Annotated in this window: 20 protein-coding genes, 1 tRNA gene and 2 pseudogenes; 19 read left to right on the top strand and 4 right to left on the bottom strand. The window is 62.1% G+C overall.

From position 1 onward, the window contains the following. Positions 1-33 precede the first annotated feature (33 nt). The 6 genes and pseudogenes from F6X39_RS29160 (at position 34) to F6X39_RS29140 (ending at position 7,160) form a co-directional block, all read left to right on the top strand. Positions 34-129: transfer RNA gene (locus F6X39_RS29160), tRNA-Sec, on the top strand. A gap of 365 nt (positions 130-494) precedes the next feature. After that, complete coding sequence (locus tag F6X39_RS29155) at positions 495-3,179, top strand: integrase catalytic domain-containing protein (protein ID WP_187619126.1); 2,685 nt, start codon at positions 495-497, stop codon at positions 3,177-3,179. Next, on the top strand, positions 3,163-4,371 hold the full coding sequence (locus F6X39_RS29150; protein WP_187619125.1) for an AAA family ATPase: 1,209 nt from the start codon (positions 3,163-3,165) through the stop codon (positions 4,369-4,371). Before F6X39_RS29155 ends, F6X39_RS29150 begins: the two co-directional genes overlap by 17 nt. After that, positions 4,355-4,819, top strand: a pseudogene (locus F6X39_RS37700) (TniQ family protein); the annotation flags it as partial. The gene F6X39_RS29150 and the pseudogene F6X39_RS37700, both read left to right, overlap by 17 nt. 186 nt (positions 4,820-5,005) lie before the next feature. Next, complete coding sequence (locus F6X39_RS37080; RefSeq protein WP_262414851.1) at positions 5,006-5,767, top strand: hypothetical protein; 762 nt, start codon at positions 5,006-5,008, stop codon at positions 5,765-5,767. Between the two features lies 1 nt (position 5,768). Further along, on the top strand, positions 5,769-7,160 hold the full coding sequence (locus F6X39_RS29140) for a TniQ family protein (RefSeq protein WP_187619123.1): 1,392 nt from the start codon (positions 5,769-5,771) through the stop codon (positions 7,158-7,160). A gap of 79 nt (positions 7,161-7,239) precedes the next feature. On the opposite strand, the gene F6X39_RS29135 is transcribed toward F6X39_RS29140, so the two are convergent. Together F6X39_RS29135 and F6X39_RS29130 are read right to left on the bottom strand one after the other, a co-directional pair. Further along, a complete protein-coding gene (locus tag F6X39_RS29135; protein ID WP_187619122.1) occupies positions 7,240-8,886 on the bottom strand; it encodes a tyrosine-type recombinase/integrase in 1,647 nt (548 codons plus the stop codon). Next, positions 8,883-9,926 carry a DNA-binding protein gene (locus tag F6X39_RS29130; protein ID WP_187619121.1) on the bottom strand — a complete coding sequence of 348 codons (1,044 nt, stop codon included), beginning with the start codon at positions 9,924-9,926 and terminating at the stop codon, positions 8,883-8,885. Before F6X39_RS29130 ends, F6X39_RS29135 begins: the two co-directional genes overlap by 4 nt. 373 nt (positions 9,927-10,299) lie before the next feature. Between F6X39_RS29130 and F6X39_RS29125 the strand changes: the two genes are divergently transcribed. From F6X39_RS29125 to F6X39_RS36395, 3 genes are all read left to right on the top strand, one after another. Further along, positions 10,300-10,578: an HU family DNA-binding protein gene (locus F6X39_RS29125; protein ID WP_187619120.1), complete on the top strand. Its 279-nt coding sequence runs from the start codon at positions 10,300-10,302 to the stop codon at positions 10,576-10,578. 532 nt (positions 10,579-11,110) lie between these two features. Continuing rightward, positions 11,111-11,305, top strand: coding sequence for a hypothetical protein (locus F6X39_RS29120; protein ID WP_316251736.1), 195 nt, complete (start codon positions 11,111-11,113; stop codon positions 11,303-11,305). 18 nt (positions 11,306-11,323) lie between these two features. Further along, complete coding sequence (locus F6X39_RS36395; protein ID WP_222945350.1) at positions 11,324-11,617, top strand: IS110 family transposase; 294 nt, start codon at positions 11,324-11,326, stop codon at positions 11,615-11,617. A gap of 693 nt (positions 11,618-12,310) precedes the next feature. Here the strand turns inward: F6X39_RS36395 and F6X39_RS29110 are convergent. Together F6X39_RS29110 and hmpA are read right to left on the bottom strand one after the other, a co-directional pair. Next, positions 12,311-12,607, bottom strand: coding sequence for a hypothetical protein (locus F6X39_RS29110; protein WP_187619118.1), 297 nt, complete (start codon positions 12,605-12,607; stop codon positions 12,311-12,313). Beyond that, complete coding sequence (gene hmpA, locus F6X39_RS29105) at positions 12,600-13,781, bottom strand: NO-inducible flavohemoprotein (RefSeq protein ID WP_187619117.1); 1,182 nt, start codon at positions 13,779-13,781, stop codon at positions 12,600-12,602. Before hmpA ends, F6X39_RS29110 begins: the two co-directional genes overlap by 8 nt. 69 nt (positions 13,782-13,850) lie before the next feature. Here hmpA and F6X39_RS29100 point away from each other — a divergent pair. The 10 genes and pseudogenes from F6X39_RS29100 to F6X39_RS29055 form a co-directional block, all read left to right on the top strand. Next, positions 13,851-14,585 (top strand): annotated as a pseudogene (locus F6X39_RS29100) (sigma 54-interacting transcriptional regulator); the annotation flags it as partial. Positions 14,586-14,888: 303 nt separating this feature from the next. After that, the gene (locus F6X39_RS29095; RefSeq protein WP_187619115.1) at positions 14,889-15,512 is read left to right on the top strand and encodes a TetR/AcrR family transcriptional regulator; all 624 of its coding nucleotides are present in this window, start codon (positions 14,889-14,891) and stop codon (positions 15,510-15,512) included. Positions 15,513-16,578: 1,066 nt separating this feature from the next. Further along, complete coding sequence (locus F6X39_RS37695) at positions 16,579-17,082, top strand: FAD-dependent monooxygenase (RefSeq protein WP_187619114.1); 504 nt, start codon at positions 16,579-16,581, stop codon at positions 17,080-17,082. A gap of 28 nt (positions 17,083-17,110) precedes the next feature. Continuing rightward, positions 17,111-18,643: a carotenoid oxygenase family protein gene (locus F6X39_RS29085; protein ID WP_222945349.1), complete on the top strand. Its 1,533-nt coding sequence runs from the start codon at positions 17,111-17,113 to the stop codon at positions 18,641-18,643. A gap of 229 nt (positions 18,644-18,872) precedes the next feature. Continuing rightward, complete coding sequence (locus F6X39_RS29080; RefSeq protein WP_187619113.1) at positions 18,873-19,964, top strand: alkene reductase; 1,092 nt, start codon at positions 18,873-18,875, stop codon at positions 19,962-19,964. A 93-nt stretch (positions 19,965-20,057) separates the two neighbouring features. Then, complete coding sequence (locus F6X39_RS29075) at positions 20,058-21,686, top strand: bifunctional 3-(3-hydroxy-phenyl)propionate/3-hydroxycinnamic acid hydroxylase (protein ID WP_187619112.1); 1,629 nt, start codon at positions 20,058-20,060, stop codon at positions 21,684-21,686. Between the two features lie 50 nt (positions 21,687-21,736). Next, positions 21,737-23,176, top strand: coding sequence for an aldehyde dehydrogenase (locus tag F6X39_RS29070; protein ID WP_187619111.1), 1,440 nt, complete (start codon positions 21,737-21,739; stop codon positions 23,174-23,176). 37 nt (positions 23,177-23,213) lie between these two features. Next, positions 23,214-23,666 carry a nuclear transport factor 2 family protein gene (locus F6X39_RS29065; RefSeq protein WP_187619110.1) on the top strand — a complete coding sequence of 151 codons (453 nt, stop codon included), beginning with the start codon at positions 23,214-23,216 and terminating at the stop codon, positions 23,664-23,666. 191 nt (positions 23,667-23,857) lie between these two features. Then, a complete protein-coding gene (locus F6X39_RS29060) occupies positions 23,858-24,553 on the top strand; it encodes a dienelactone hydrolase family protein (RefSeq protein ID WP_262414850.1) in 696 nt (231 codons plus the stop codon). 231 nt (positions 24,554-24,784) lie between these two features. Then, positions 24,785-25,639, top strand: coding sequence for a fumarylacetoacetate hydrolase family protein (locus F6X39_RS29055; RefSeq protein WP_187619108.1), 855 nt, complete (start codon positions 24,785-24,787; stop codon positions 25,637-25,639). Positions 25,640-25,659: the final 20 nt, after the last annotated feature.

The raw sequence follows: 25,659 nt of genomic DNA, 5'->3' as shown, positions 1-25,659 counted from the left end.
TTTCTATCGGGCACGCGTCATTCAATCACCGTAGGAAGGCATTCGTATCCGGTGGTGCGGCTGGGCTTCAAACCCAGTTGGGGGCGTCAGACGCTCTCGGGTCGGTTCGACTCCGGCTGCCTTCCGCCACAAGGGTTTCCAGCGATTCAATGGAGCCTTGTGGAGGAACTCATAAACCTTCCGAATGGAAGTTAATTGAGTCGCTAACGACCGTCGAAATTTACATTTGGTTACATCCGTCCTGAGCCGCTGGGCGCATATCGTTCGACCAAGCTCCTCTCCTTTACCAGTGCGCCTTCCCTCGTGTGAGCCAAATGGAAGTCGTTATTCGAATCATCCAATCTACTTCGCGACGCATTGACCTGTTGTGATGCGCTTCCTAGGGTTGTCAACAGGACTCTCAACGCAACTCCCATGATAGACGCATGGGACGCGAGCGACTGTGTTGAAAGCATTTGGGGGTCGCATTCAATCGAACACCGCGGAGCCTAGTGATGCATCTATTTTCTGCTACCGAGATGTATGACGCCTTCGACTCGCTGGATCTGCCTGCTCGGACGCGAGCGATGATTGTTCAGAGCTTCAGGCGTCCAGCTCGTACATTACTGGCGAATCGACATAAAGCTCCCGCGGAATTGTGCTGCCCAAAAATGGGACTAACAATACAAGTTGCAAATTCAATTGAACGAGCTGCCGCTAACAGCTATCTGTTTGACGACTCAGTGCTTGGCTACCTTGATAGCCCATTTGAACTGCACGTTCAATACGAAGGGAAGAAAAAACGCCCGGTTCAATTTAATTGGATGCAGGGATTTCTCGTAATGACGGACGCAGCATTCTATGTTGATGACTGGTATTCTCCAGATCAACTGATATCGAAATGCAAAAGCAATCCATCGCGGTTTGTCAGGGAAGGCACGGTTTTTCGAAGTCCACCGCTGGAGGCTGCAGCGAGTTCGTTAAGGCTAATATACCGGCTACGCAATTCGGATGAGATTGATCCAATAACAGCGAGAAATCATGGTTTCTTGCGCTCATTTTTGGTGGATGGCGAAACTCCTCCGTCAAGATTTCAATCCGATTTGCGGGACTTTTTCAAATGTACAGCATTTTCTACATTAGAAGAGCTGAAATATGCATATCCACATCACTGTTTGGATAGTTTCCTTTCGGCGATAGCGAGGGGAGATATCGTCGCCGATTTTTCAAGTGCTTTCGTGACTCAATGCGATCAATTTTTGGTCTTCCGTGACATCGAGACTCGCGAGCTTTACAGGCAGGTACATGCTATTGATCTAACGGTTTACAAAGAGGCGCGCCGTGGGTCGCCGGTATTTCATCCGGGATCCAAAGTACTCCTATCCGGGAATCCGTTCACTGTCGTCAGCGCGGGGAAACTGGAACTGATTATTCTTCCAGATGGCGAAGCCGACCCCATTGTACTCAAGGCGACAGCGGTTGAGAAACTGTATAAAGGGGGGCAACTAAGACCTATCGACATACAACAATCAAACGAAGATCCCCTATGTCTTTCCTCTGTCTATCGCAATGTAAGCACAAGCGCGATAAAAGATGCGTTGCACAGGCTCGAATTGCTCGATCTGTGGGAGCAAGGCATAAGAAATCAGATGGTTATGGTCTACTCCGACCGAACTTATCGAACGTTCAAAAAAATGAAGCGAGATGCGTTACTTGCAGGCACAGATCTTGTTGCTGCGTTCATTTCGCAAACTTCAAAACGTGGTAACCGAACGCCACGGCTCGACGTGGAAGTTGAGAAAGTAATCAAAGAAGCATTTGAGAACAAATACGAAACATTGCGCGGGCGAAGTAAGTGGAGCGTTTATGGTGACATAGGAATAAAGCTGGAGGCTATTGGTAAGTCGATTTCGAAACAAACGTTTCTTCGTCGAATTGCCAGAGCCGAAAGCGTAGAGAGTATTCGGAAGCGTGAGGGGGAGAAGGCAGCGTATCAAGCGGAAACGTTTGTTTGGGTATTGCATCGCGACACCCCGAGCCATGGTGAATATTCGATGCAGTTCGTCCATATCGACCACACTGAACTGGAAATCGAGATTGTTTATGAGGAAACGGGTGAGTCTCTTGGACGTCCTTACTTGACCTTGATAATTTGTGCTTTCAGTCGTCGTGTCCTCGGATTTTATGTTTCGTTGAAAAGTCCGAGGTATATATCGTGCATGGCAGCAATCCTCGACATGGTTCGCCGTAATGGACGTGTTCCGGAGAATATCATTTTCGATGGTGGGAAGGAGTTCGGTGCGTTGGACTTCAAGTCCCTGCTTTGCTTTTTGCGTATCAATGAAAATCCGAGAAAGACGTCGGCATGCCGGGATGGATCTGTTCTCGAGAGGGTATTCGGGATGACGCAAGCGGCATTCATCCACCAATTGTTTGGTAATACAAAACTGCGACGCAACGTACGTCAGCTTACAGGCGAAAATGACCCGTCGAGACTGGCAATCCATACCCTTGATGAGCTTTACGAGGGGCTCGAGCGGTACTTCTTTGAGGTCTATGATCAGCGGCGCCACGGAACATTACTTATTCCGCCTCGACAGAAGTTTGAAGTGGGCCTAGATCGGGGCGGTCAGCGTCTTGGGCGTCTGAAGAGGCTCGAAGATTGCATCCCACACGCATTTCCGACAGTTAAAGGATTTACTCGCACAATCGATTATCAGCGCGGCGTACGCTACGACTATTCCCAGTACAGGAATCCTCGGCTCGAGTACAGAAAGTTCGACGGAATGAGCGTGGAAACCAAATATCACCCGATTGATCCGGAAATCGTATACACGTTCGTGGAGAAGGAATGGTACCCCATGTTCCGAGTCTCGGAAGGGGTTCAAGCAGCGACATCAAGATATTCGCTGTTGGCGGCGGCGGAGGAAAGAAAGGTTCTCCACTGTAGGACGCTTAAATCGCAAGCCGATGCAAATATCGGCGTCTCGGAAATTATCGCCGATTTGGAAAAAAAGGCGATGGCGAGGTTCACCAGTGCAGCGAAGACACAGGACAGAGAGGCTTATCAGGGGCCTACTCATTGTTTCGATACGGAAGAATATCCCCGCGAAACAGAGGGCGGCGCGAACCAGCCAGAAACGACGGAGCAGACGCTGGAGCGCTTGCGGTCAGGAGGCTACCATGGGACTCGGTACTAGAAGGCGGTCGTCAAAGGCTGGCAAAGACCCGGGAAAAAAGCTTTTCGACTCAGCTCTTTTGAAGGCACCAGCGCGGGATCGCGTGGATTTTTTGAAGGAATCCATCATTAGTCATGCGGCTTTCGACAACGCCATTGAAGAAGCGGAGGACCGCATCTCGAGTGGATTGAAAGGCACGATGATCGTCCTGGTGGGGCCAACAGGCTTCGGTAAGAGTGTGATCGTGGACAGACTGCACACGACCATCACAACCGAGTTCTTCGAGAGTCATCCCGAGGACCTGCATACGGTTCCTTCTATTCTCGTGGAGGCTTGGTCCGCTGAACGCAAGCCATTTGACTTTCGTGACTTTTATGAGCAACTGCTTGTCGCGCTTCAGGTGCCACTTATTTCCGATAGTCTTCCCGAGGTTGTACGGATAATTGCTGGTCGAGAACTCACGTTGCCGGATGTATCCGTGAACTCGCAACCGACTATGTATACGTTGCGAAGGCGCCTTCGCAGCGCTATTGATGAAAGAAACCCGATTGTGATGGTTATCGATGAAGCATCAAACATCCTGAAGTCAAGAAAAACAGAAACAATAAAAGACAAGGGAGATACCCTCCGGTCAATGATAAACAGGTCATATTCGAAGCTGTTCTTGACAGGGGCATACGATCTATATGAACTGGTGCTGCAAAGTGGTCAACTTGCGCGCCGAGGGGAGCTGATTCATGTGAGAAATTATCTACCTGATGAGATCGAGCAGTTCTCGCAGGCTCTTATATCGCTTCAGAACTGCATGCCGTGCGAAATTGAAGGTGGGAATCTTGACCGGCATGGTGATCTTCTGGCTAAGGAATCGTTGAGGGGGGTCGGCAATCTTAAACGTATTCTCGTCAGATCACTTAGCATTTCTTGCAAGGAAGCGCGACCCATCGATGAAGAGATCCTGCGACGTTCATTTTTCAAACCCAAGCAACTCGAGGTGATGCGCAACGACGCCTTCAATGGATATTGGTGGGTGGAGGGACATAAGCATCCAGAAGACGATCGCCCTCTCGATGCGAGACAGTCGAGGCATCGATCAGTCGACGTCGTTGAGCCTGAACCAGAGAGCGCGCCTGCTTCAAAAGCTCCTAAGCGTCGACCCGGTGTCGCGAAGCCCGTTCGACGGACGATAGGCGATAACCATGACCAGGCGAATTGACACACTATTCATGCCAACGCGTACAGAATTCCAATTGGAACCGCAGGGTTTGGGGACATGGGAGATTCAGCGGTTAAGTAGCTACATTAACGAATTGGCTGCACGGTCGTTTGTCCGACCGAATAAGCTGCGTGATAGCTTCGACGTGCGGCCCTATGGAAGAATGAAAACGGGAAGAGGTGGATCGAATGCGTTCTATGCAGTCAATGGCGCTTACGACCTTGCAAAAAACTGGGTCGACGCCGTCGGACCTCGTGTCGGAAGAGCGGATCTTGCGAAGCTTACACTTCTGCCCTATGAGGAGTTCGTGAGGCCATGCAGGGACCAGATTGTCGCACGTCATCGCAGGTGGTGCCCATGCTGTTTGGAGGAAGATGTCGACAAAGGTCGAATGGCGTATGAGAGGTTGCTGTGGGCGATTGAATGGGTGACTGTATGTCCGCTGCACGGAATTGAGCTGGTCGATACCTGTCCGGAGTGCGGAAAGTCCTCCATCAACGAATTAACAAGACCTTGTCTTCCGGGGCATTGCGGCTCTTGCGGCCAATGGCTGGGACAGCGACAACGCGTCACTTCGTGTGCAGGCAGCGACCATCAAACCTTCGGACTTTGGACATCTCAGGATTTTGCGAACATGCTTGCTATGAACAGTCATGAACTGTCTGCAAGCTCAATGGATAACGTACGGCGCATGCTTCGTCGAGGCATTGATCTTGTTGCCGATGGGCAACTCAGGGCTTATGCTCGTCAAGCCTATGCCAGCGAAAAGACCGTTGCGGGTTGGATGTCAGCTGAAACAAATCCTACTCTGACAGCAATTAGCAGGCTGTCATGGGTGTTCGGGATTCGGTTGCGATCTTGGTTGATGGGGGATTTGGCGGCCTGGGAGAAAAGCTGTCATCGTGTTCTACCTGCCAATCTCGTGCCGCGTGGAGCAGTGAGTCGACAGGTACGTGCCTCCGCCGAAAAATGGAACGCCATTGAGAGCTGGCTGCGGGCTTCGCTTGCGGGTAATGATCCCTACCCCAGCTTGGCCGCCGCTGCACGAGACCTGAAAGTTTGTGTCACGAGCTTGAGGGATCATTTTCCCGATTTGTCGAAACGCATCTGCGCCGCAGGGAGGAGATCCAGGAGCGCAGTAGCGGCGTCGCGCAAAGTCAGGAACGCTGAGAAGATGAGTTCGGCAATTCGAGCAGCCATCCGTCGACTCGTTTCTGAGGGAGTCAAGCCTAGTTCCGCGAATGTCGCAAAACTTATGTTTCCAGGCAGAACGGAATTGTTTCCGCGCGAAAGGAGAATTTATTGCGTGGAGATGGCGGAACTGAAACGCGTGATCCGAAAACTGGAAGGGCGCGACAAAAACAAAAGAAGTTTCCTGCCCGCGAACGCGGTGTGAAATGGCTGAATCCGTCTCCGATCCCGGTGGCCGAGCGAGAGCCGCTTTTTGTGCCGTGCCGATCGAGAGATCCGGCTGGCAACGCCAAAAACTTACAGATTTTGTTGTTCACATGGCGAGTCGATCGCTCGTTCCAGTGGATGCAATTGTGGCAAAAATGCTCGACTGGCCCACCGGTGCAAATCGCAGCCATGATCGAGGAGCCCGCCCAGGCCACCCCTTTGCGTCGGGGCAGAAACTCGCGCTGATAAACGGCGCGGGGGCGCCGGCGAGACATTGGGTCCGACGTGTTGAGGCATTAACCGGACAGGCCCGTCTCGCCGACCTCACGCTCTTGCCATTTGCAGATGTGTTACCCGATCGCCGGGGGCTGCTGAATAGCCGGCGCAGGTGGTGCCCTGCGTGCCTGCAGGACGACCTTACGAGTGGTCGGGATATTTATGAGCGCCTCATCTGGTCGCTAACGTTAGTCACCCTTTGTCCAGTTCACGCCATTGCGCTGACTGACACGTGCCCGACATGCGGCTACAGGCATGGTTCAGAACTCTACCGACGCTCGTTGTCTGGCTTTTGCGCCCGCTGTCATCAGTGGCTCGGTCACTGCGATCAGATAGCAGTCCCGTACGAAACAAACGGAGATCATCTGCGAAGAGAGCAATGGACGGGGCAGCAACTCGCCTCGTTGCTCGATCTTCCGAAGCGGGTAATTGAAGGGGTGGCAGCCGAACATTTTGCGACTTTGCTTGATGAAGGAATCCAGGTGCTCTGTGACGGAAACATGAAGCAGTTTTCGCGGTTATGCGGGAGATCGCCTTCGAGCATTGCTGAGTGGAGGGCGGGAAAGAACTATCCGTCATTGCCGACGCTTCTCGACCTTTCGGCGAAATTTGGGATCCCTTTGCGCTGCTGGATGACGGGCGAGCGCTTCGAATTGAACCCGGATAAAGGGTACTCGGAAAGTCCAATCGGACTTGGGCCCCCTATCAAGCCTCTTTCGTGTAGCAAATCCCATATGGGCTGGGTCGCAATTGAACATACATTGCGTGAGGTCGTCGGCGATGCAAAGGACAAAACATCGTGGGCCAAACTTGCGCGCCGTGTGAACGTTGACCCCTCTCAGCTTCGACGTCGTTATCCCGACCTCGCTCGCGCGATCGTTGCAAAAGCCCGCGCAGGCGTTACACACACGATGACCGCCCGGCATCAGGCGCGACAAGAATACCTATTGCACCAAGTGCAAACGGCGATCCATATGCTGCTGGCATCGGGTGCTGAACCCACACGACGACGGATCGAGGATCAGTTGCGAAAAGCAGGCGTTGCATTCCGGTGGGCGGATTACCCATTGATTCGGCGGGCGTGGCGCAATCTGCCTGGGCACGGCGAGAGCTAGGATGATGCGTAACTCGTTGATCGCGGACTATTACAACGTGGTCCTTGCTCTACCTTGAGCCGGAGCGTAGCCGTTCGGCTCAAGCGGGTGGAAAACTCTCCTCGACAAACCCCCTGAGCTGCGAGCGGTCGGTCCGCGCATAGGCGGCCGTGGTCTGCACCGACGCGTGCCCCAGCAGTTCCTGCACCACCGGTAACGGCACGCGGTGATCGACCACCATCGTGCGCGCGTAGCCGTGGCGCAGCCAGTGGGTGGAGGCGCGCACCAGCACCTCTCTCAGCGGGTCACCCGGAGCGGTGCGCGCGGCGGCCGCCCCGAACACCGCCTTGATCTCGGCCGCGAGCCCCGAGCGCCTGAGCGATGCGCCGCGTTCGCTGTGGATGAGCGGGCCGCCTTCCCCCGTGACGGGCTCAGCGGGCAGCCCGCGCGCCTGCCGGTACGCGCGCAGCGCCGCGAGGCACGTGTCCGGCAGCGGAATGGCGCGGCGCTTCGCGCCCTTGCCGAGCACATGCAGGGTCCAGTCGCCCTTCGCCTCGAGCTCGAGCCGCGGCAGGCCTTCCGCCTCCGCCAGCACCAGTTCCGCCAGCCGCACCCCCGCATACCGGTAGAGTGCCCATACGGCGCCGCGGCGCCGCCATGGCAGGAGCGCGAGCCCGTCGGGCGCCGCCCCGGCCATGACGGCGTCGCACAGCGCGAGGGCCGCGGCCGGCAGCATGCGCGCGGGCGCCGGCGTCCAGGCCCGGCGCGCGGCGGCGCCACCCGAGAGGCCCGCGGCCGGGTTCGCGATCAGATACCCGGTCTTCTGCCAGAAGTGATACAGGCTCGAGATCACGGCGAGCGCCCGGCTTCGCGAGGCCGGGCTGGGCGGTCGGTTGAGCGGTCTGTCGGGCCGTGCCGCAGCGGGTTCCGGGTCAAGCGGGGCGCAAGCGGCGTCGAGGCTGCGCCGCCACGCCTGCAGATCGGCGCGCGTGAGGTCCGACAGCGGTCCGCGCTGGGCGTGGACGCACCACGTCATCAGGCGGCGCAGCTCGGTGACATAGGCGCGCAGCGTATGCGGCGAGTGGCCCGCGCGTTCCTGCAGGAAGAGCGCCACCGCACGGGCGTCGTCGGTGACGCCGAGGGTGTTGGTCAAGGTCGACGGATTCACGAAACGCCCGGCGCGCGCGAGCCAGGTGCGGTGGTCCGGCGGTGACGGATCCCGTGCCAGCACGGTGAGCCAGGGGCCGGGCGGGGGCGTGACGGTGCCCTGCGCGTTGACGCCCGCCATGCTGACGGCACCCGATCCGTCGCCGGCTGCGACGGGCGATCCGGTGTCGGGGGTGTCCATCCGGAAGCGCCGGTGCTGGCGCAGCACGCGCCCGAGCACCGGGTCGGGCGGCGGGGCCACGTCGCCGGCGACCACGTGCAGGCGTCCGCGCGCCCAGTACTCGACCGCGGCATCGTGTTCGAGCAGGAGGGCAAAGATCGCGGGGTGGTCGCGCCGCGCGTCGGCCAGCGACGCCGCCCCGCGTTTCAGGTCGGTCAGGGTCCAGCGCGTGTAGACCGGATGGCCCAGGACCTGGGCGACCCAGGCGAGCGCGGCGTCGGTCTCACGTGGTAACCGCTGGGGTGGCATCACCGCGGTATCGATCCAGACGCTGTAGTCGCCGTCAGGGGCGCCATCAGCGGCGCCGTGAGCCGCTGTGCCGCCGCGGGATGCCGCGGCGTCGATGGTCCCGTCCGTCATGATCGCCTCCGGCGCACCGTCTTGCGGGCGGCCGTGCGGGCAGCGGTGCGGGCGGCAGCAGGCGGGGTGTCCGTGGGCGTGCCGGCCGCGGATTCCGTGTCCGCCGGGGTGAGCCCGCCACGGGTCCCCCGTACCGGGCGACGCACGGCGCCGGCTGGGGTGGCGCGGCGCAGGATCCCGTCCTGCCGGTCCTGCAGGCCTGTGAGGGTCAGCCGCTGCTCGGCCACCACGGCAGCCAGCGCGGCCGCCTCGGCGGCGGCCTGCTGGCGGGCCTCACGCTCACGGGCGAGATCAGCGAGCAGCTGCTCGCGCAGGCCCTCCAGCGCCCGGGTGCGCTCCTGCGCCTCGGTGATGACGGTGCCCAGGCGCTCGCGCTCGCTGCGCCAGGCGTCGCGCTGGTGGGCGGTTTCCTGCAGCAGCTGGCGCGACAGGCCTTCGTAGCGTGCGTGGACGGCCGCGAGCGCTTCGGCCTGCGCCCGCTGCCGGCTGGCCAGCTCGGTCGTGAGGGCCGCAAGCTGGGCGCGGGCGTCGTCGAGTGCCGTTTTCACCGTGGCGGTCTGGCTCAGGGCGGTGCGGAGCTCGGCGCGCGCGGTGGCCAGCTCGGTGTCCCTGGCGCTGATCTGCTCGCGCAGGGCGACCATCTCGGCGCGCAGCAGATCGACGCGAAGCCGGGCGTCGCGGGTTGCGGCTTCGGCCGTTTCGGCCTGACCGAGCGCTTCGCGTCTGAGCTGCGCGACCTCGTCGAGCTGCACCGCGACGGCCGCCCGCCAGAGCGCGCGCATCTGTTCCGCGATGCCGGGGGGCAGGTCGGGCATTGCCACGTTCACGAGACCGGCCTGCACGCACTCGGCCTCGATCGCGTTCAGGTGGCGCGACAGCAGCGCCGGGTCGCCGGCGCCGAGCCGCGCGCGCAGCTTGCGCACGGACACGGCCTGGCGGAAGCGCGCGCCGCTGGCGGGCGAGGGGTCGCCCGCCTCGGCAAGCATCGCGAGCACGGTGGTGCGGATGGTCTCGGCGGAGACGGCGGCGGGGCGGGCCATGACAGTTCTCCGGCGCCCGGCGGGACCGGGACGCAGCGGTGTTGCGGCAACGTTTCCAGTCTAGTTCACACACAGGCCGCACGTTGGATGACCGCATTTCAGGCGGGAACCGGCGGCGTTGCGGTGATAAGCCACATTATCGCGGCCAGCGCGCCAAGAGGCGATGCAACTGCGCGTATTTTCCGTCGGCCGGTCGGAAGTCCCGGTCGGACCACGCGGTTGGTGTCGATGCCGCAACCCGCAGCAACGGCCTGGCACTGGAGGTTGTCCTGTCCGGGCATCGGTCACGACTGCGGACGTTGAACGCTCATTGCGCGCGGGCCAGTGAATCGGGTAGGGGGCGGCTTCCTATCACCTTAACGGGGGAAACCAGATGAACAAGCAGGAACTCGTTGACGCCGTCGCCGCGCAAACCGGTACCAGCAGGGCGTTGGCCGCCGAAACCCTCGATGCGCTGATCGGCACCATCACGACGGCGGTCACCCAAGGCGACACCGCGCAGCTGACCAGGTTTGGCTCGTTTTCAACGGGCGCGCGCGCAGCGCGGGTCGGCCGTAACCCGGCGACCGGTGCCGAGATCCAGATCGCTGCGGCGAAGACGGTCAGGTCCACGGCGGGCAAGGCGTTCAAGGATGCCGTGAACGGTGCCTGACAGCGGGCTGACAGCGGGCCATGATCTGTTCGCGCGGCAGACGGCGGTGACGGATAGCTCGTCGCCGCGGCGCTCTGCATCAATGACTGATCAGTGCCGGACCGGCGCGGCCGCTTCATCAGCCGCCTCATGTTGTATTGCCCAACTTATGCAACGAAATGCCGCCGCAAACAGAAGAAAACTTATCTTGATAGCTTCGTTTTGCGATATTTTTTTCGCAAACGCATCTTCACGGATTGGTGTGCGGACACCCTTGTGAGGGATGGCGCGGTATCCGTATCGACGGTAACTTCCTTACTCCGCCCGACGCTAGGATGGGACCGGGCGTGGACACCATTTCGCCGTCGACGCGGCGCGAGTCCAGGCAGCAATCTCCGGTACCCAACGCCGTTCGGTCCGCTTGTGGTAAAACAGCGCGCGAAGGCGCCGGTCTGCGGCGCACAGATGCAATCAGGAGCCGAGGTTGAGAAGGAAGTCAGGGAACAGCTCGCACGTCATCGCGGTCCGCGTCGAGGCGGCGATCGAACAGCGATTGAGACTGCTGGCGGACATCACAGGGCGCAGCCAGTCGTTTTTCCTCAAGCAGTTGATCGAGAAGGGCATCGACGCGATGGAAGACGTGTGGCTGCCGCAGGAAGTGGTGGCCCAAGTCCGCAGCGGAGCACTGCCGGCGCAGCGGCGTGGCACGACCCTGGATCTGTTCGGGGATTCAATTTACGGGCAGTGACCACGATCGCAGCTACAGATGTGCGGCGGACGGGATCTGACGAAGCTGCCCGCGCTGTCGAACTATGGCGTGCTGCAACTGATCGGTGAAGTGGGTACCGACCTGAGCGTCTGGCCAACTGAAAAACACTTCACCGCCTGGACGGGACTGGCACCGGGCAGCAGCGATAGCGGCAAACGCAAGAAACACGTAAAGCGCGGCCGCAACCGGACCGGACAACTGTTTTGCATGATGGCGCAAAGCCTGGTACGCAGCAAGGATATGCGCTCGGTGGTAACAAGTACCAATTCGCCCGGCAGAAGCCGCGCCTGACCGCGGTGCGTCATTGTCCACGCGAGGTTACGGCTCATCACCAGGAGTCTTACGGAGAATTAAGACGCACCGCACTTCTGCGGCTCGCATTACGGACGCGATCCGGGATGAAAGCAGCAGTGGTCGTGGGCTTCGGGAGACATCCGCGATACGACCGAACGCAACAAGGCTGCGGAGGTGTTGGAAGCCATAAAACGACCTGGGTACGTTCGTTTCGCCGGGCCGCACTTGCCTAGCCAACCTCTTATTGGGACGGCCCTCTGGCGGGAAGAAAAAAGCCGGGCCCGGAACGGGCCGGCGCAAAAGCCTTGGCCATTAATGTTCGACCAGGACCGTTGACGGCCGGAATGCGCGGGGCTGAAGAGACTTTCGAAAACACGACGAAGTTGGCCGCGCACGGTAGTCCTATACGACAACGCGCACCCGCAGATCGCGCGACTGCTGCGCGAGGACGACGCCCGCCGAGAAGCTGCGGCGAAAAACCGTACGCGTGGGACAACCCCCCTTTGAGAGCCGCCTCGAGCAGCGGCGGCTGGCGTTCCTGAGCAACCTGTTCCTGCTGCTGGCCCGACTCGAGGTGCAGTGTTCGGTGCGGGGGCGCGAAGCACGCGAGCTCAGCGCCCATGTCGGCTGCCAGCATGCGGCGCTGAAGGTGGAGACGCTGGCGACCCTGCGGCCCCGCAAACGCCCGGTTCATGACCCGAAGGACGAACCGATAGCCATTGAGGTCGAGGTCACCCACTGGCAGCTGATGAAGCCGAAGAGTGCCTGTTCTGGAGCGACGGCGAAGACGGAAAACTGGAAGACCGGCTGCTGGAGATCGGCGCCGCGATCGTCCTGACCGGTGAGCGGCAGTACCGCAAGAAGCGCCGGTTCTTTTACGAGCTGCACAGTCATCAGGAGCGGCTTGAAACAGCCCGCCAGGCGCGCGAGCAGCGTCAGCAGGCCGAACGCACGCGGCTGGGCGCGCGTTACCGCCGTGTCATTCAAGCGCAGCGGCAGGGCCGAAGAACTCGTAACGACTCTGCGACTCCGGCACGCCCACGGTCTTCAGATGCTTTTTCACCGCCTTCATGAAGGGCGTTGGCCCAAGAAAATAGACGTCGACATCGCGCGTCGGCGGCAGCCACGCATTGAGCAGCGCCTCATCGATGAAGCCGATCGCATGCGCCTCGATGTCGCCAGCCCGCTCCTGCTCGTAGCAATAGAAGCGCTGAAGCTGCGGATGCTGGTCGGCCAGTGCCTCGACCCTGGCGCGGAACGCATGAACGCCACCATGACGTGCCGCGTGGATGAAATGCACCGGGCGTTCGGTGCCGAGCGCGGCTTCGAGCATCGAAAGCGTCGGCGTGATGCCAACGCCGCCGCTGATCAGCACCAGCGGCTTGTCGTTGGGTTCGAGCAGGAAGTCACCCGAAGGCGCATACAGATCCAGTACGTCGCTTTCGTTGACACGATCGTGCAGATAGTTCGACACCTTGCCACCTGGCTCGCGCTTGACACTGATGCGGTAGTTGCGGCCGTTCTCAGCAGCTGAAAGGGAATAATTGCGGCGAACTTCTTCGCCGTCGATCACCAGCCGCAGACCGATATACTGCCCTGGCTGGAACGCGAGCAACGCTGCGCCATCGGCCGGCTCCAGATAGAACGACGTGATCTCGTCGCTTTCCTGCACCTTGCGGGCGACGCGGAATGCCCGTGTGTCGCGCCATCCGCCGGGCGCGTTTTCCTTGTCGCTGTAGATCTGTTCTTCGAGGCCAATCAGCAGATCGGCCAGTTGCTGATACGCGGCAGCCCAGGCAGCGAGCACTTCGTCTGTCGCAATCTCGGCACCGAGCACTTCGCGGATCGATCTGAGCAGACATTTCCCGACGATCGGGTAATGTTCGGGCAGGATATTCAACGCGACGTGCTTGTTGATGATCTGCGCGACCAGACCACCCAGCTTCTCGAGCTGATCGATATGACGCGCATACATCAATACGCCGTTGGCGAGTGCGCGCGGCTGCTCGCCGCTGACCTGATGGGCCTGATTGAAGAGCGGACGTACTTCGGGGTGCTCGTTGATCATCAGGGTATAGAAATGCGTGGTGAGCGCTTCTCCGCCGCTTTCCAGAAGCGGTACGGTAGCCTTGATAATTGCGCGGTATTCGGCAGAAAGCATCTTGCGGGTTCCTTGGTGTCGGTTGAAACTTCAGCCCATGGCTGCTGCACCTCTATACACACGAACCGTGCCACATTAAACCGTCGCGGCAAGTTCGAACTCGCCGACGGCGGCACGATCTTTCTCGACGAAGTGGGCGAATTGCCGCTGGCAATGCAGGCCAAGCTGCTGCGCGTACTGCAGAACGGGCAGTTGCAGCGCATCGGCTCCGATAGCGATCACAAGGTCGATGTGCGTCTCGTTGCGGCGACGAACCGCGATCTGGCCGAGGAGGTCAGGGCAGGGCGCTTTCGTGCCGATCTGTACCATCGGCTGAGCGTGTATCCGCTGCGTGTGCCGCCTTTGCGCGAGCGCGGCCGTGACGTGCTGCTCCTGGCAGGCTTCTTTCTTGAGGAGAACCGGGCGCGCCTCGGTCTGCTGAGTCTGCGACTGGCTGCCGACGCGCAGAGCGCGCTGCTGCGGTACCCGTGGCCCGGCAATGTCCGTGAGTTCGAGCACCTGGTCGGCCGCAGCGCGTTACGCGCGCTGGCGGCGCACCGTACGCGCCCGCGCATCCTGAGCCTGAGTGCGGCCGATCTGGCGTTATCCGACGATGCGCCCCGGGCCAGCGCGCCGAGGGGCATGGCATCCGAAGCGGGCGAAGCGGTCGCAACGAATTTTCGCGAAGCGGTTGCAGCATTCGAGCGTGCGATGGTGGTCGATGCCCTGGCGCGGCATAACCAGAACTGGGCATCCGCGGCTCGCGAACTTGGCCTCGATCCGGCCAACCTGAGCCGGATCGGCAAGCGGCTCGGCCTGAAGTAACGAAGCATGGTCACGCAACACGGTATGTGGGCGAGCGGCGCTGTCAACTTGGCGGTCGACCAATTCGGCGATGGGCATGCGCAAGGCGCCGACAGCGTCCAAGACTCTTTGCACGCGGCCTTCGGCCGCGCGTTCATCGCCTAGGGCGAATTCTTCAAATCGCGACAGCGCCGACACCCGGCTGACAAGACCACGCAGGATTTTCGCGCTCACGGTGGGACATCCATTTTCCCAACGCGCGCAAATCCTGCGCACCTGCGGACAATTGTGTTCAAATATGCACACGATACCAACGGTGCATCTATGGAACAAAATTCTCAGCTCGTTGCACGTATTCATCGGGCCGCATTCGAGCTTTTCGCCGAGAAGGGCGAGACTCAGGTAACTATCAGTGAGCTGGCCCAGGCGGCCGGAATCGCACGAGGGACCGTCTATAACCATGTTCCGTCGCCCCAGGCGCTGTTCGAAACCGTCGCCACCCGGATGGCGGAAGAAATGCACGTGCGGGTCGTTGCAAGCTTCGCGGATGTCCCGGACCCGGTACAGCGACTGGCAAACGGTATCCGTTACTTCATCCGTCGCGCCCACGAAGAGCCGCAATGGGGCCGCTTCCTGAGCCGCTTCGCCTTCAGTCGCGGCGCACTACAGACGCAGACCATGTGGACCGGACCGACGATACGGGACGTGCTCGACGATGGGCTGGAGCAGCATCGGTATGACTTCCGGCCAGACCAACTGCATTCGGCAATCGCCCTGGTCGCTGGCGCCGTGTTCGCCTCGATCGTTCTCGTCCTCGACGGCCATCGCACGTGGCGCGACGCTGGTTCTGATACCGCAGAGCTGGTCCTGCGCGGTCTCGGCGTGGAGGTCGCCGCTGCCCGACGCTACGCGGCGGCCGAATTGCCGCCTCTGCCCGAATGCGCGTAACCCACCGTGTTCGTTTTTCTTTGCGCTAGTGAACAAAGTGCCCGTCCTTGTGCGCCCCGCGAAACATCAGCGTCGCAAACTGCATCTTCCGCCGGACATCCCGGTCCACTTCCGCTTTGACGTTCAGTCATTAGAATCCTCGGCGACGTCCAGGCGCTTGATCCGTCGGAGCTGCCCCTGTCGAGACGACTCTGGCGTCGAACGTCGGTCAGCAGGGCACGGCGTCCGCGGTCCAGAACGACTGCACCAGCATGCCCGCCATCCCAGGCGGGACCTTGTGAACTGAGCTTCCGGCAGCGCGGTGTCGCTCAATTGACCCGTGCTGCGGGTGATCGGGCAGGCGAACCGGTACCCAGCCTAGGCTGCGTCCGCGCGCCCCGTGGTGCGGCGTACCAGGGGATCGCGTCTGTTCTGCAGACCCGCAAGCATGGACCGGGGACTACGGGCGGTTCCCGCGGCCATTTCCCGAACGACACGATCAACGGCCGCGGCGGTTACGACTATGCGAGCTACAACAATGTGACCGGACGATCAGCGTAGAAACGGGCTCCGGCACGGCGATCCCAATAAACGTCAGTGCGCACGACCTGCCGCGCCATGTCGATGCGCACGCCTGCACCGCGTTCGCCGTTATCCATTATTGCCACCGGCTTCGTCGGCCGCTGGCTACCGCAAAGCCTTCGGCTAATTGCCTAAGGTTTCCACGCCGCTTGCGGCCACAAGCGTATCGCGACCTTGAGCGCGACCAGGTACGGGGCGGGCGACTGCCGGTGCCTCGGTTTCCTTTACCCGACCCTCACCCGCGCGATATCCATCCTTGCCGACGAACTTTAGCGGGGCCGTCTGGTTGCCCTTTCGCAGCCGGGGGAGCGCTCGCTCTGACAAGTTCGTCGAGCCGGCGCCTCGAGAGCCACCAACTCGTTCACTAATGAGAAAACGGTGTGACAGCGAGGGAACCAAGGGTAATCGATGATGAACATTACTAGCTCGCCGTGTACACTAGTGTTCAACAGTGATCTTAAACGTCAATACCACAGGCAGCGACGTGACGTCAGCCCGACCTCCCATGAGCACGATCGAAACTCCGACTCACGTCACCTGCCCACTGCGGCCAGGAGCACCGCTGATTCGTCTCTGCGCTGCGCGCGAGAGTTCACCGGCGGTGCAGCTGCATGTCGGCGCGAGGTGTTCGTTGGGCGCTTACCACCCCCAATGCAGTGAGCCGACGCCTGCTTCGCGCTTGCGCGTCCTGGTGCGCGACGTGCCGGGCGATGGCCGGACAACGAGGCGCCTGAGCAGTACGGACGGCTGGGCCCAGCCCCGTCCGTTCATTGGCGGGCACGCCGCACATGCGATACCGCCATACATGGGCCAGGGGCCGGGGTCACGCAATGGCGACGCCGCTAACCGCGCCTGGAAGCTACCGCTTCTGGCGTGCGGCACCGCTGACGGGCCGCTGATAGGCACGTACGAGCCCAGGCAGCCGGCTCGGCGCAGAACGGACGCATTCATGCCGGCTCGCACGCGCCGTCAACTTCATCGTCCATGCAGCAGCAGTTGTTTCCACTGACAGAGCTAATTCAAGCAAAGGAGATCCCATGTCCACCACTGTCGAGCAAGCAGCCGTCTTTCCCGTTACACACCGACCAGGGCTGCCGTTCCCGGACGTGCCGAGGTTTCAGGGCTGGATCCGTCCGACGCGGATCGAGGGCGACATCTTCGACCTCGAGGTAGTGCAGGGCTCCGTCCCGCGTGAGCTGAACGGTCGCTTCTACACGATGGCGGCCGACACGCAGTTCTCGCCCCGCCTCGGCGACGACGTCTTCTTCAACGGCGACGGCATGATCCGGATGTTCACCATCGCGGACGGCCACGTCGACTACCGCAGCCGCTACGTAATGACGGAAAAGCTGCGCGCGGAGCGGAGCGCACGCCGCGCGCTGTTTGGCGCCTACCGGAACCCGTTCACCGACGACCCGTCGGTGGCCGGTGTCAATCGGGGCAATGCCAACACGGCGTTCGTCTTTAGTGGTGGGAAGCTGCTAACCCTCAAGGAGGACGCACGCCCGGTCGCCGTCGATCCGGTCACCCTGGAGACGCAGGGCGAATGGGCCTTCAACGGCAAGCTGACAAGCAAGACGTTCACTGCGCACCCGAAGATCGACCAGCGAACCGGTGAGATGTTCTTCTTCGGCTACGAGGCTAAAGGACTGGCCACCCGCGACATCGCCTACTACGTCGCCGGCCGGGACGGCCAGATTACCCACGAAGTTTGGCTGCAGGCCCCGTACGTTGGGTTCATGCACGACTTTGTGGTCAGCGACGACTACGTGATCTTCACAGTGTTCCCTGCCACCGCCGACCTCGACCGGCTAAAGGCGGGCGGCCAGCATTGGCGCTGGGACCCGAAATGCGACACCTATCTGGGCGTCATGCCACGCCGAGGGACGGCCGCCAACGTGCGCTGGTTCACCGGCCCCCCGCGCTGGGCCTACCACTTCTTTAATTCCAGTAACGACGGTACGACGATCACTATCGACGCGTGCGTGGGCGAGGCGATCAGCGCTCCGTGCTTCTACCCCGACACGTACGGCAGTCCGATCGACCCACCAAAGACCGTCACCCGTATCACCCGCTGGACACTGGACTACAACAATCCCGACGCCGGCTTCCAGGAACACATCCTCGACAACAACTACGCCGATTACCCGAGTGTCGACCCCCGGAAACAGACCGCCCGCCACCGTGTTGGCTTTGCCGCCATTGTCCATCCGCACGACGGCGAGCTCGACCTGGACAGCTCCGATAGCAATCTGAGGGCGATGGGCCTGAATGCCGTCATCCGCTACGACTTCGTCGAAAACCGTGTGGTCTCGCGGTTCGTTCCCGGCCGACAGTCAAGCATCCAGGAGCCGCTCTTCATCCCGCGCGGCCCCGATGCTCCCGAAGGCGACGGCTGGCTGATCATGCTCGTTGACCGCTGGAACACCATGCTGAACGACCTTGTCATCGTCGACACCGCCGACCTTGGCGCCGGTCCCGTCGCCACGGTGAGCCTGCCGATGCGCCTGCCGACCGGGGTGCACACCCTCTGGCTCGACAACGCGGAACTGACAAAGGCTTCCCGATAAGCAGCACTAGCCCGGGTCAGGCCGTGACGCAGGGCTGCCTGGCCGTGACGGCCGGCCTGACTATGAGCGGGTGCACCCGTCCGGCAAAGCGCACCTGCAGCACGCCGTCGAACTGGCGCTATCGGTGCTGGACAGCGCACGACAACGAAGCGCAGACCACGGGCGGCATTCCCAACGAAGCGGAGCACGGCAACAAGCTTCGCTCTAACCCAACGCAGGAACGAAACCAATGTTATTCGAACCCTTCACCAGTCCCTCGCTGTCCCTGAAGAACCGTGTCGTGATGGCGCCGCTGACGCGCAACCGCGCGGTCGACGCGAACACGCCCAATGATCTGGCGGCCGAGTACTACACGCAGCGCGCCGGCGCCGGCCTGATCATTGCCGAGGGCACGTCGCCTTCGCCCAACGGCCTCGGCTATCCGCGCATGCCGGGTCTGTTCAATGCAGCTCACGTCGCCGGCTGGCACAAGGTCACGGACGGCGTGCACGCGCAGGGCGCCAGGATCTTCGTGCAACTGATGCACGCCGGCCGCGTATCACACGTGGCCAACCTGCCCGCCGGCGCCGAGGTGGTCGGCCCGGTCGCCCTGGCGCTCGAGGGCGAGATCTACACCGACGCGCACGGCATGCAGCCGCACAGCACGCCGCGCGCGATGACCGAGGCGGACCTTGCCCACGCCGTGAGCGAGTACGTGAACGCGGCCAGGCTGGCGCTCGAAGCGGGCTTCGACGGCATCGAGCTGCATGCGGCCAACGGCTACCTGCTGGACCAGTTCCTGAACGCCAATGTCAACACCCGCACCGACGCCTACGGCGGCTCAGCTGGGAACCGCAACCGTTTTGTGCTCGAAGTGGCGCGCGCCACGGCGGCCGAGATCGGCGCCGCGCGCGTCGGCATCCGCTTGTCGCCGTATGGCGTATTCAATAACACCGGCGCGTTCAACGGCCTGGAGGAGCAGTACCTGACGCTGGCGCGTGAACTGGGCGCGCTGAAGCTGGCGTACCTGCACCTGGTCGACCATTCGGCGATGGGCGCGCCGGAAGTGCCGGCAGCGTTCAAGACCGGCCTGCGCGCGGCCTTCGGCGGCACGTTCATCGCCTCGGGCGGGTTCTTCGATCGCGAAAGCGCGGAGAAGGCGCTGCGCGACGGCCACGGCGACCTGGTGGCCTTCGGCCGCGCCTGGCTGGCAAATCCGGACCTGATCGAGCGCATGAAGGCCGGCATCAAGCTTAACGACCCGGATCCTTCCACCTTCTATACGCCCGGGGCGAAGGGCTACACCGACTACCCGCGCGCCGATGCGGGCGACGCGGCGTAAGGCAGCTCGTCGCGGGGCCGCGCCCGCACCGGCCGGCGGTAGCACAACAACGTGAGAAGGCGAGTCAGCATGACAACACCTAAGGAGAGTGGGATGACAGTCGATGTGGACGTGGTCATCGTGGGGTTTGGGCCGGGCGGGGAGGTCGCCGCCTCGCTCATTGGCCAGGCCGGGCACCGGGTGCTGGCGATCGACAAGGCGCTCGCGCCCTATGGCCAGCCCCGCATGAGCACGCTGGACGGGGAAATCGCCAGGGTATTGCAGCATGCGGCCAATCCGGTGGAGGCGATGCAGGACGCCATCAAGGCGCCGAACATCCTGCTGTTCGGCGCCGACGGAGAGCCGGTGCCGCCGATCGACTGGGACTACACGATCGGCGGTCACCCATCGCACTACTCGCTGCACCAGCCCAACATCGAGGCCGCAATGGAGCGGCGGATCGCCGGGTGCCCGTCGGTGGAGGTTCGGTGGGGCAGTCGGGCGACGGCCATAGAGCAGTGCGACGGTGGAGTGCGCGTCACCATCGAGATCGCGGCGCAGGACGGTGTGCCGCCCCGCACGGAGATTGTCTCGGCCCGCTACCTGCTCGGCTTCGACGGCGCGAGCAGCTTCGTCCGTGAGGCGGTCGGCATCGAGCTCGACGTGATTCACCAGCACGACGAGCGCTGGATCATGACCGACTTCGACGCGCTGCGCCCCCTGCCGGAGATCGTCACGCGAAGCCACTTCCGGATGGACCCGGTGCGCCCCTTCTATGCAGGGCCGAACGGCGCCAATCGCTGCCGCACCGACGTGCGGCTGCTGCCGGAGGAGGACCTCGATGAGTTGTTGTCCGAAGAGCATGGCTACGCGTTCATTGAGGAGCGATTCGGCCTCACCCCGGCGGACGTGCGGTTGACGCGCCGGATCGCCTACCGGTTCCGCTCGCAGCTGGCGCGCTCCTTCCGGGTCGGCCGCGTGTTCATCGGCGGGGACGCCGCACACGCGATGACCCCATACATGGGGCAGGGCGCGTGTTGCGCGATGCGCGATGCCGCCAACCTTGCCTGGAAGCTCCGGCTCGTGCTCCGCGGCGCGGCCGACGAGTCGCTGATGGACACGTACGAGCCCGAGCGCCTGCCGCACTCGGCGTTCTTCGTCCACGGCTCGCTGGCGACGTTCCAGTACGTCAACGAACTCGACCCGCAGAAGGCCGCGGAGCGCGACGCCGCGACCCGCGCCGGGCTCATTAAATTCCCGCCGATCGAGGGCCTGGTGGCCGGCGTACTGCACCGCGACTCCGCGGGCGCGCTGGCATCCCACGCCGGGCAGCTGGCACCGCAAGGGTTGGTCCGTCGGGGGCAGGGCGAAGGCCGGCTGGACGACCTGACCGGGTACGGCGGGCAGCTGATCAGTTCGCTGCCGGTCGCCGAAGTGCTCGGCCGGGAGCGGCTGAACCGACTCGGCGAACTCGGCGTTCACGTGCTGCGCGTGGCCGACGACGATAGCGCCGAGCTGGTCGACCTGGACGGCACCTATCGGAATTTCTGGGCGACCACGGGCGCGACCACGCTGCTGGCGCGCCCGGACCATTACCTGTTCGGCGTGGCCGCCGACGAGGATGACGTCCGTGCGCTGATCGATGACTTTCTCGCGCAGATCCCCCGGCCAGCCGCGGAGGCGCCAAAGGCTGCGGCGACCGGCCGTACTCACCCGTCAGTCGCAGCTGTTGATTTGAACTGAGACGGTCGGCGCAGCAAACCCAAACAATCATCGCGACGGGAGACAAGCCCATGACTACCAATCACACCGCCTTCTTCATCGGCGGAGAGTGGCGCGCACCGGCCTCGAGCAAGCGCGTCGACCTGGTCGACGCGTCGACGCAACTGCCGCTCGGCAGCATCCCCGAGGCGACGCCCTCCGACATCGATCGTGCGGTCGAGGCGGCTCGTCAAGCCTTCGACCACTCCGGCTGGGCCACCACCACCCCGGCCGTGCGCGCGGCGGCGATGCACCGCTTCGCCGATGCGTTGCAGGCGCGAGCCGCAGACCTGGCAACGACCGTGAGCAGGCAAAACGGCATGCCAATTAACCTCGCAGAGGCCTTCGAGGGCGGTTTCGCGATCGGCATGCTGCGCTACTACGCCGACCTGGCGGCCCGTCGTGAGATCGAGGAGACGCGGCCGTCGCAACTGGGCCGCGAGACCATCGTTCGGCGCAATCCGATCGGCGTCTGCGCGGCCATCGTGCCGTGGAACTATCCGGTCGTGCTGGCCATCAGCAAGATCGCGCCGGCATTGGCCGCGGGTTGCACTCTGGTAGTAAAACCGTCGCCGAACACTGCGCTGGACAGTTACCTGCTTGCCGACGCTGCACTGGAGGCCGGACTGCCGGCCGGGGTCATTAACTGGGTACCGGGGGATCGCACCGTCGGCGGGTACCTGGTCGGCCATCCGGGCATTGACAAGGTGGCGTTCACCGGATCGACCGCCGCGGGGCGTGAGGTCGGCCGGGTTTGCGCGGAGATGCTTCGCCCCGTGAGCCTGGAGCTGGGCGGCAAGTCGGCGGCAATCGTGCTCGACGATGCCGACCTCGACACGATCATGCCGAACCTGCAGTTCATCACGATGATGAACCAGGGCCAAACCTGCGTTGCGTGCAGCCGTGTGCTTGCGCCGCGCAGCCGCTACAAGCAGGTGGTTGATGCGGTGGCGACGATGGCCGCGTCGCAGACGGTCGGTCCAGCGCTCGAGCGGACGACGCAGATCGGTCCGATGGCCACCGCCGAACACCGCGAACGGGTCGAAGGCTTCATCGCGCGCGGCCGTACCGAGGGCCGGCTTGTCACGGGCGGAGGCCGACCGGCGGGACTGGATTGCGGCTGGTTCGTAGAGCCGACCGTGTTCGCAGACGTCGACAATACCGCCACGATCGCACGCGAGGAGATCTTCGGCCCGGTGCTGGCGGTGATTCCCTACGACGACGAGGACGACGCGGTGCGCATCGCCAATGACTCCATCTACGGTCTCGGCGGCAGTGTGTTCAGCGCCGATGTGGAGCGTGCCAAGCGTGTCGCCCGCCGCGTGCGCACTGGCACCGTCGGCATCAACGGTTATCCGCTGGCCATCGGCTCGCCCTTCGGCGGCATCAAGGCTAGCGGGCAGGGCCGGGAGTTCGGGCCAGAAGCAATGTCTGCATACGAGTACCTGACCTCGATGTATGTCGGCGCTTGAAGAGCCTTCAACCTTAGCAATGAAAAGGAACACAGCAATGTCTGAAATCACGAACCCGAATACACCTGAACGATTGGCACGGCGCGAGCACAACCTCGCTGTGGTCCAACGCTTCTATGGCGCTGCGGCCACCCACGATACGTCCAACGTCTTGCCGGTGCTGACGGATGACTTTATCGGCACAGCCACCGAAGGCCTGCCACATGGCCTTGGCGGCGTATATCACGGCAACGAAAAGGCGGTCACCGAGATCTGGGGTCGCATCTGGACCCTGTTCAATATGACAGGGGAAGTGACCGAATTCATTCCGTTTGACGACGATCGGGTGCTGGTGCTCGGCCGCTACGTGGGCGAGGCCCGCGAGGGCGCCGCGCCGGTGTACGCGGCATTCGCCCACATCTTCACCGTGCGAGGCGCTCGGGTGGCGGCGCTGCAGCAGGTCACCGACTCCGCACAGTGGCATCAGTTCAGGACGCGCGAAAGTCACTAGTCGCCAACTGGCGATGCTTCGTCTGGGAGCACGGGAGCAGGAGCGCTTCCCCTCGATAAGCGATGGAAAACACGTTGCGAAGGGGCCGCGCTTCCCCATCAGGGGTCGACCTCGTCCGGCTAACCACATCGGTAAGCCCCTTCGGACGACGAACAGAATCGAAATAGATAGTGAATCAAATGGAGACCCGAATGCGAACGACGATCGAGTTCAAGCGCCCCGACGGCGAGACCGTCCAGGGCTACCTCGCCGAACCCGAAGCCGCCGCTGGCGCGCCCGCTGTCGTCGTCATCCAGGAATGGTGGGGGCTGAACCGTCAGATCCGCGGCGTTGCCGACAGGCTCGCCGCCGCCGGCTACCGCGCGCTGGTCCCCGACCTGTATCGCGGCAAGTCGACTGTCGAGGTGGAGGAGGCGCACCACCTGATGTCGGGGCTGAACTTCAGCGACGCCGCGGCGCAGGATGTGCGCGGTGCATTGCAGTACCTGAAGGCCACGGGCAGCGCAAAGGTCGGGGTCACCGGATATTGCATGGGAGGTGGGCTGACTGTGCTCGCGCTGTCGATGGCGCCGGAGGCTGACGCCGGCGTCGTCTGGTACGGCTACCCCCCGCTCGAACTGGTCAACGCGTCGAGTATCCACGCGCCCCTGCTCGCGCACTGGGCGACGCAGGACGGCGCGTTCGCGATCGCTGGCGTCGACGCGCTCGAGCAGAAGCTCCGGGCAGCAAAGGTCGCCTACACCGGCCACCGCTACCTCGCGCAGCACGGCTTCGCGAACGAGACAGCGCAGGGTCCCGGGCGGGACGCGATCGCGCAGTACGACGCCGCGTGGGCGCAGATGGCCTGGGACCGCACCCTGCGCTTCTTCGGCCACCACCTCGGGTGAGCGATGGGCGCCCAGGTTGTACCAGTCGCGCGCGCGTTGCAGATCCATGACTCGATGGCCGCGACGTGGTCTTCCCGATAGAGCGCGTGCTGCGGGCACCCGCGCAGCGCGTTGCGGTCTGCAGCAGCTCCCGGTCGTTGGCCGGGTTCTCTGACGGGCAGCCTTAGCTCGACGGGTCAATCGTCCAGTCGTTCTTAATAGCACGTCTTTTTGAAAAAGGTAGGAATCCAGATGAAACTTATATCGTTTACTAAGGGCAACGTTCCCGGGTATGGCGCAGTACGAGGCGAAGGGGTAGTTGACCTGGGCAAGCGATACGGCGAACTCGCCCCGACACTACGTGATGCGCTCGCAGGCGTAGCGCTCAAGGAAATCGAGCGAATTGTCGCTCAAAGCGAACCGGACTTTTTACTGGCGGACCTGACGCTTGCGCCGGTAATTCCCAATCCCGACAAGATCATCTGCGTTGGACTCAATTACCGCGATCATGTGGCAGAGACAGGCAGGGCTCAAACAGAGCACCCAGTTCTGTTCGCGCGGTGGCCGGGAAGTCAGGTTGCGCACGGTGAAGCTCTGATCCGTCCGAAAGTCTCTGAACGTTTCGACTACGAAGGCGAGCTTGCCGTGGTGATCGGGAAAGGAGGGAGGCATATCTCAAGCGCTGACGCACTGTCTCACGTCGCAGGCTATAGCTGCTACAACGATGGAAGCGTTCGTGACTGGCAGAGTCACACAAGCCAATTCCTTCCAGGCAAGACATTCGCCGGCACAGGAGCCTTTGGCCCCTGGCTTGTAACAGCGGACGAAATACCCGACCCGACTGATTTGACGCTAACTACCCGCCTCAATGGCGCTGTCGTCCAGCAGACAAGAACGGATTTGATGATCACCGATATTCCGTCTCTGATCGCGTACTGCTCCACCATATTGCCGCTTACTCCAGGCGACGTATTGGTGACCGGAACGCCGGGGGGCGTCGGCGCTAAGCGCTCACCACCCCTCTGGATGAAGCCAGGAGATGTAGCCGAAGTGGAGATTTCAGGTGTCGGGGTATTGCGAAACGTCGTGAGAGACGAGCCCAAATAATTGTTCCATCCGTCCTGTCA

Source organism: Paraburkholderia sp. UCT2, assembly GCF_014397665.1.
GTDB lineage: Bacteria > Pseudomonadota > Gammaproteobacteria > Burkholderiales > Burkholderiaceae > Paraburkholderia > Paraburkholderia tuberum.
This window is presented reverse-complemented; position numbering and strand designations above follow the sequence as displayed.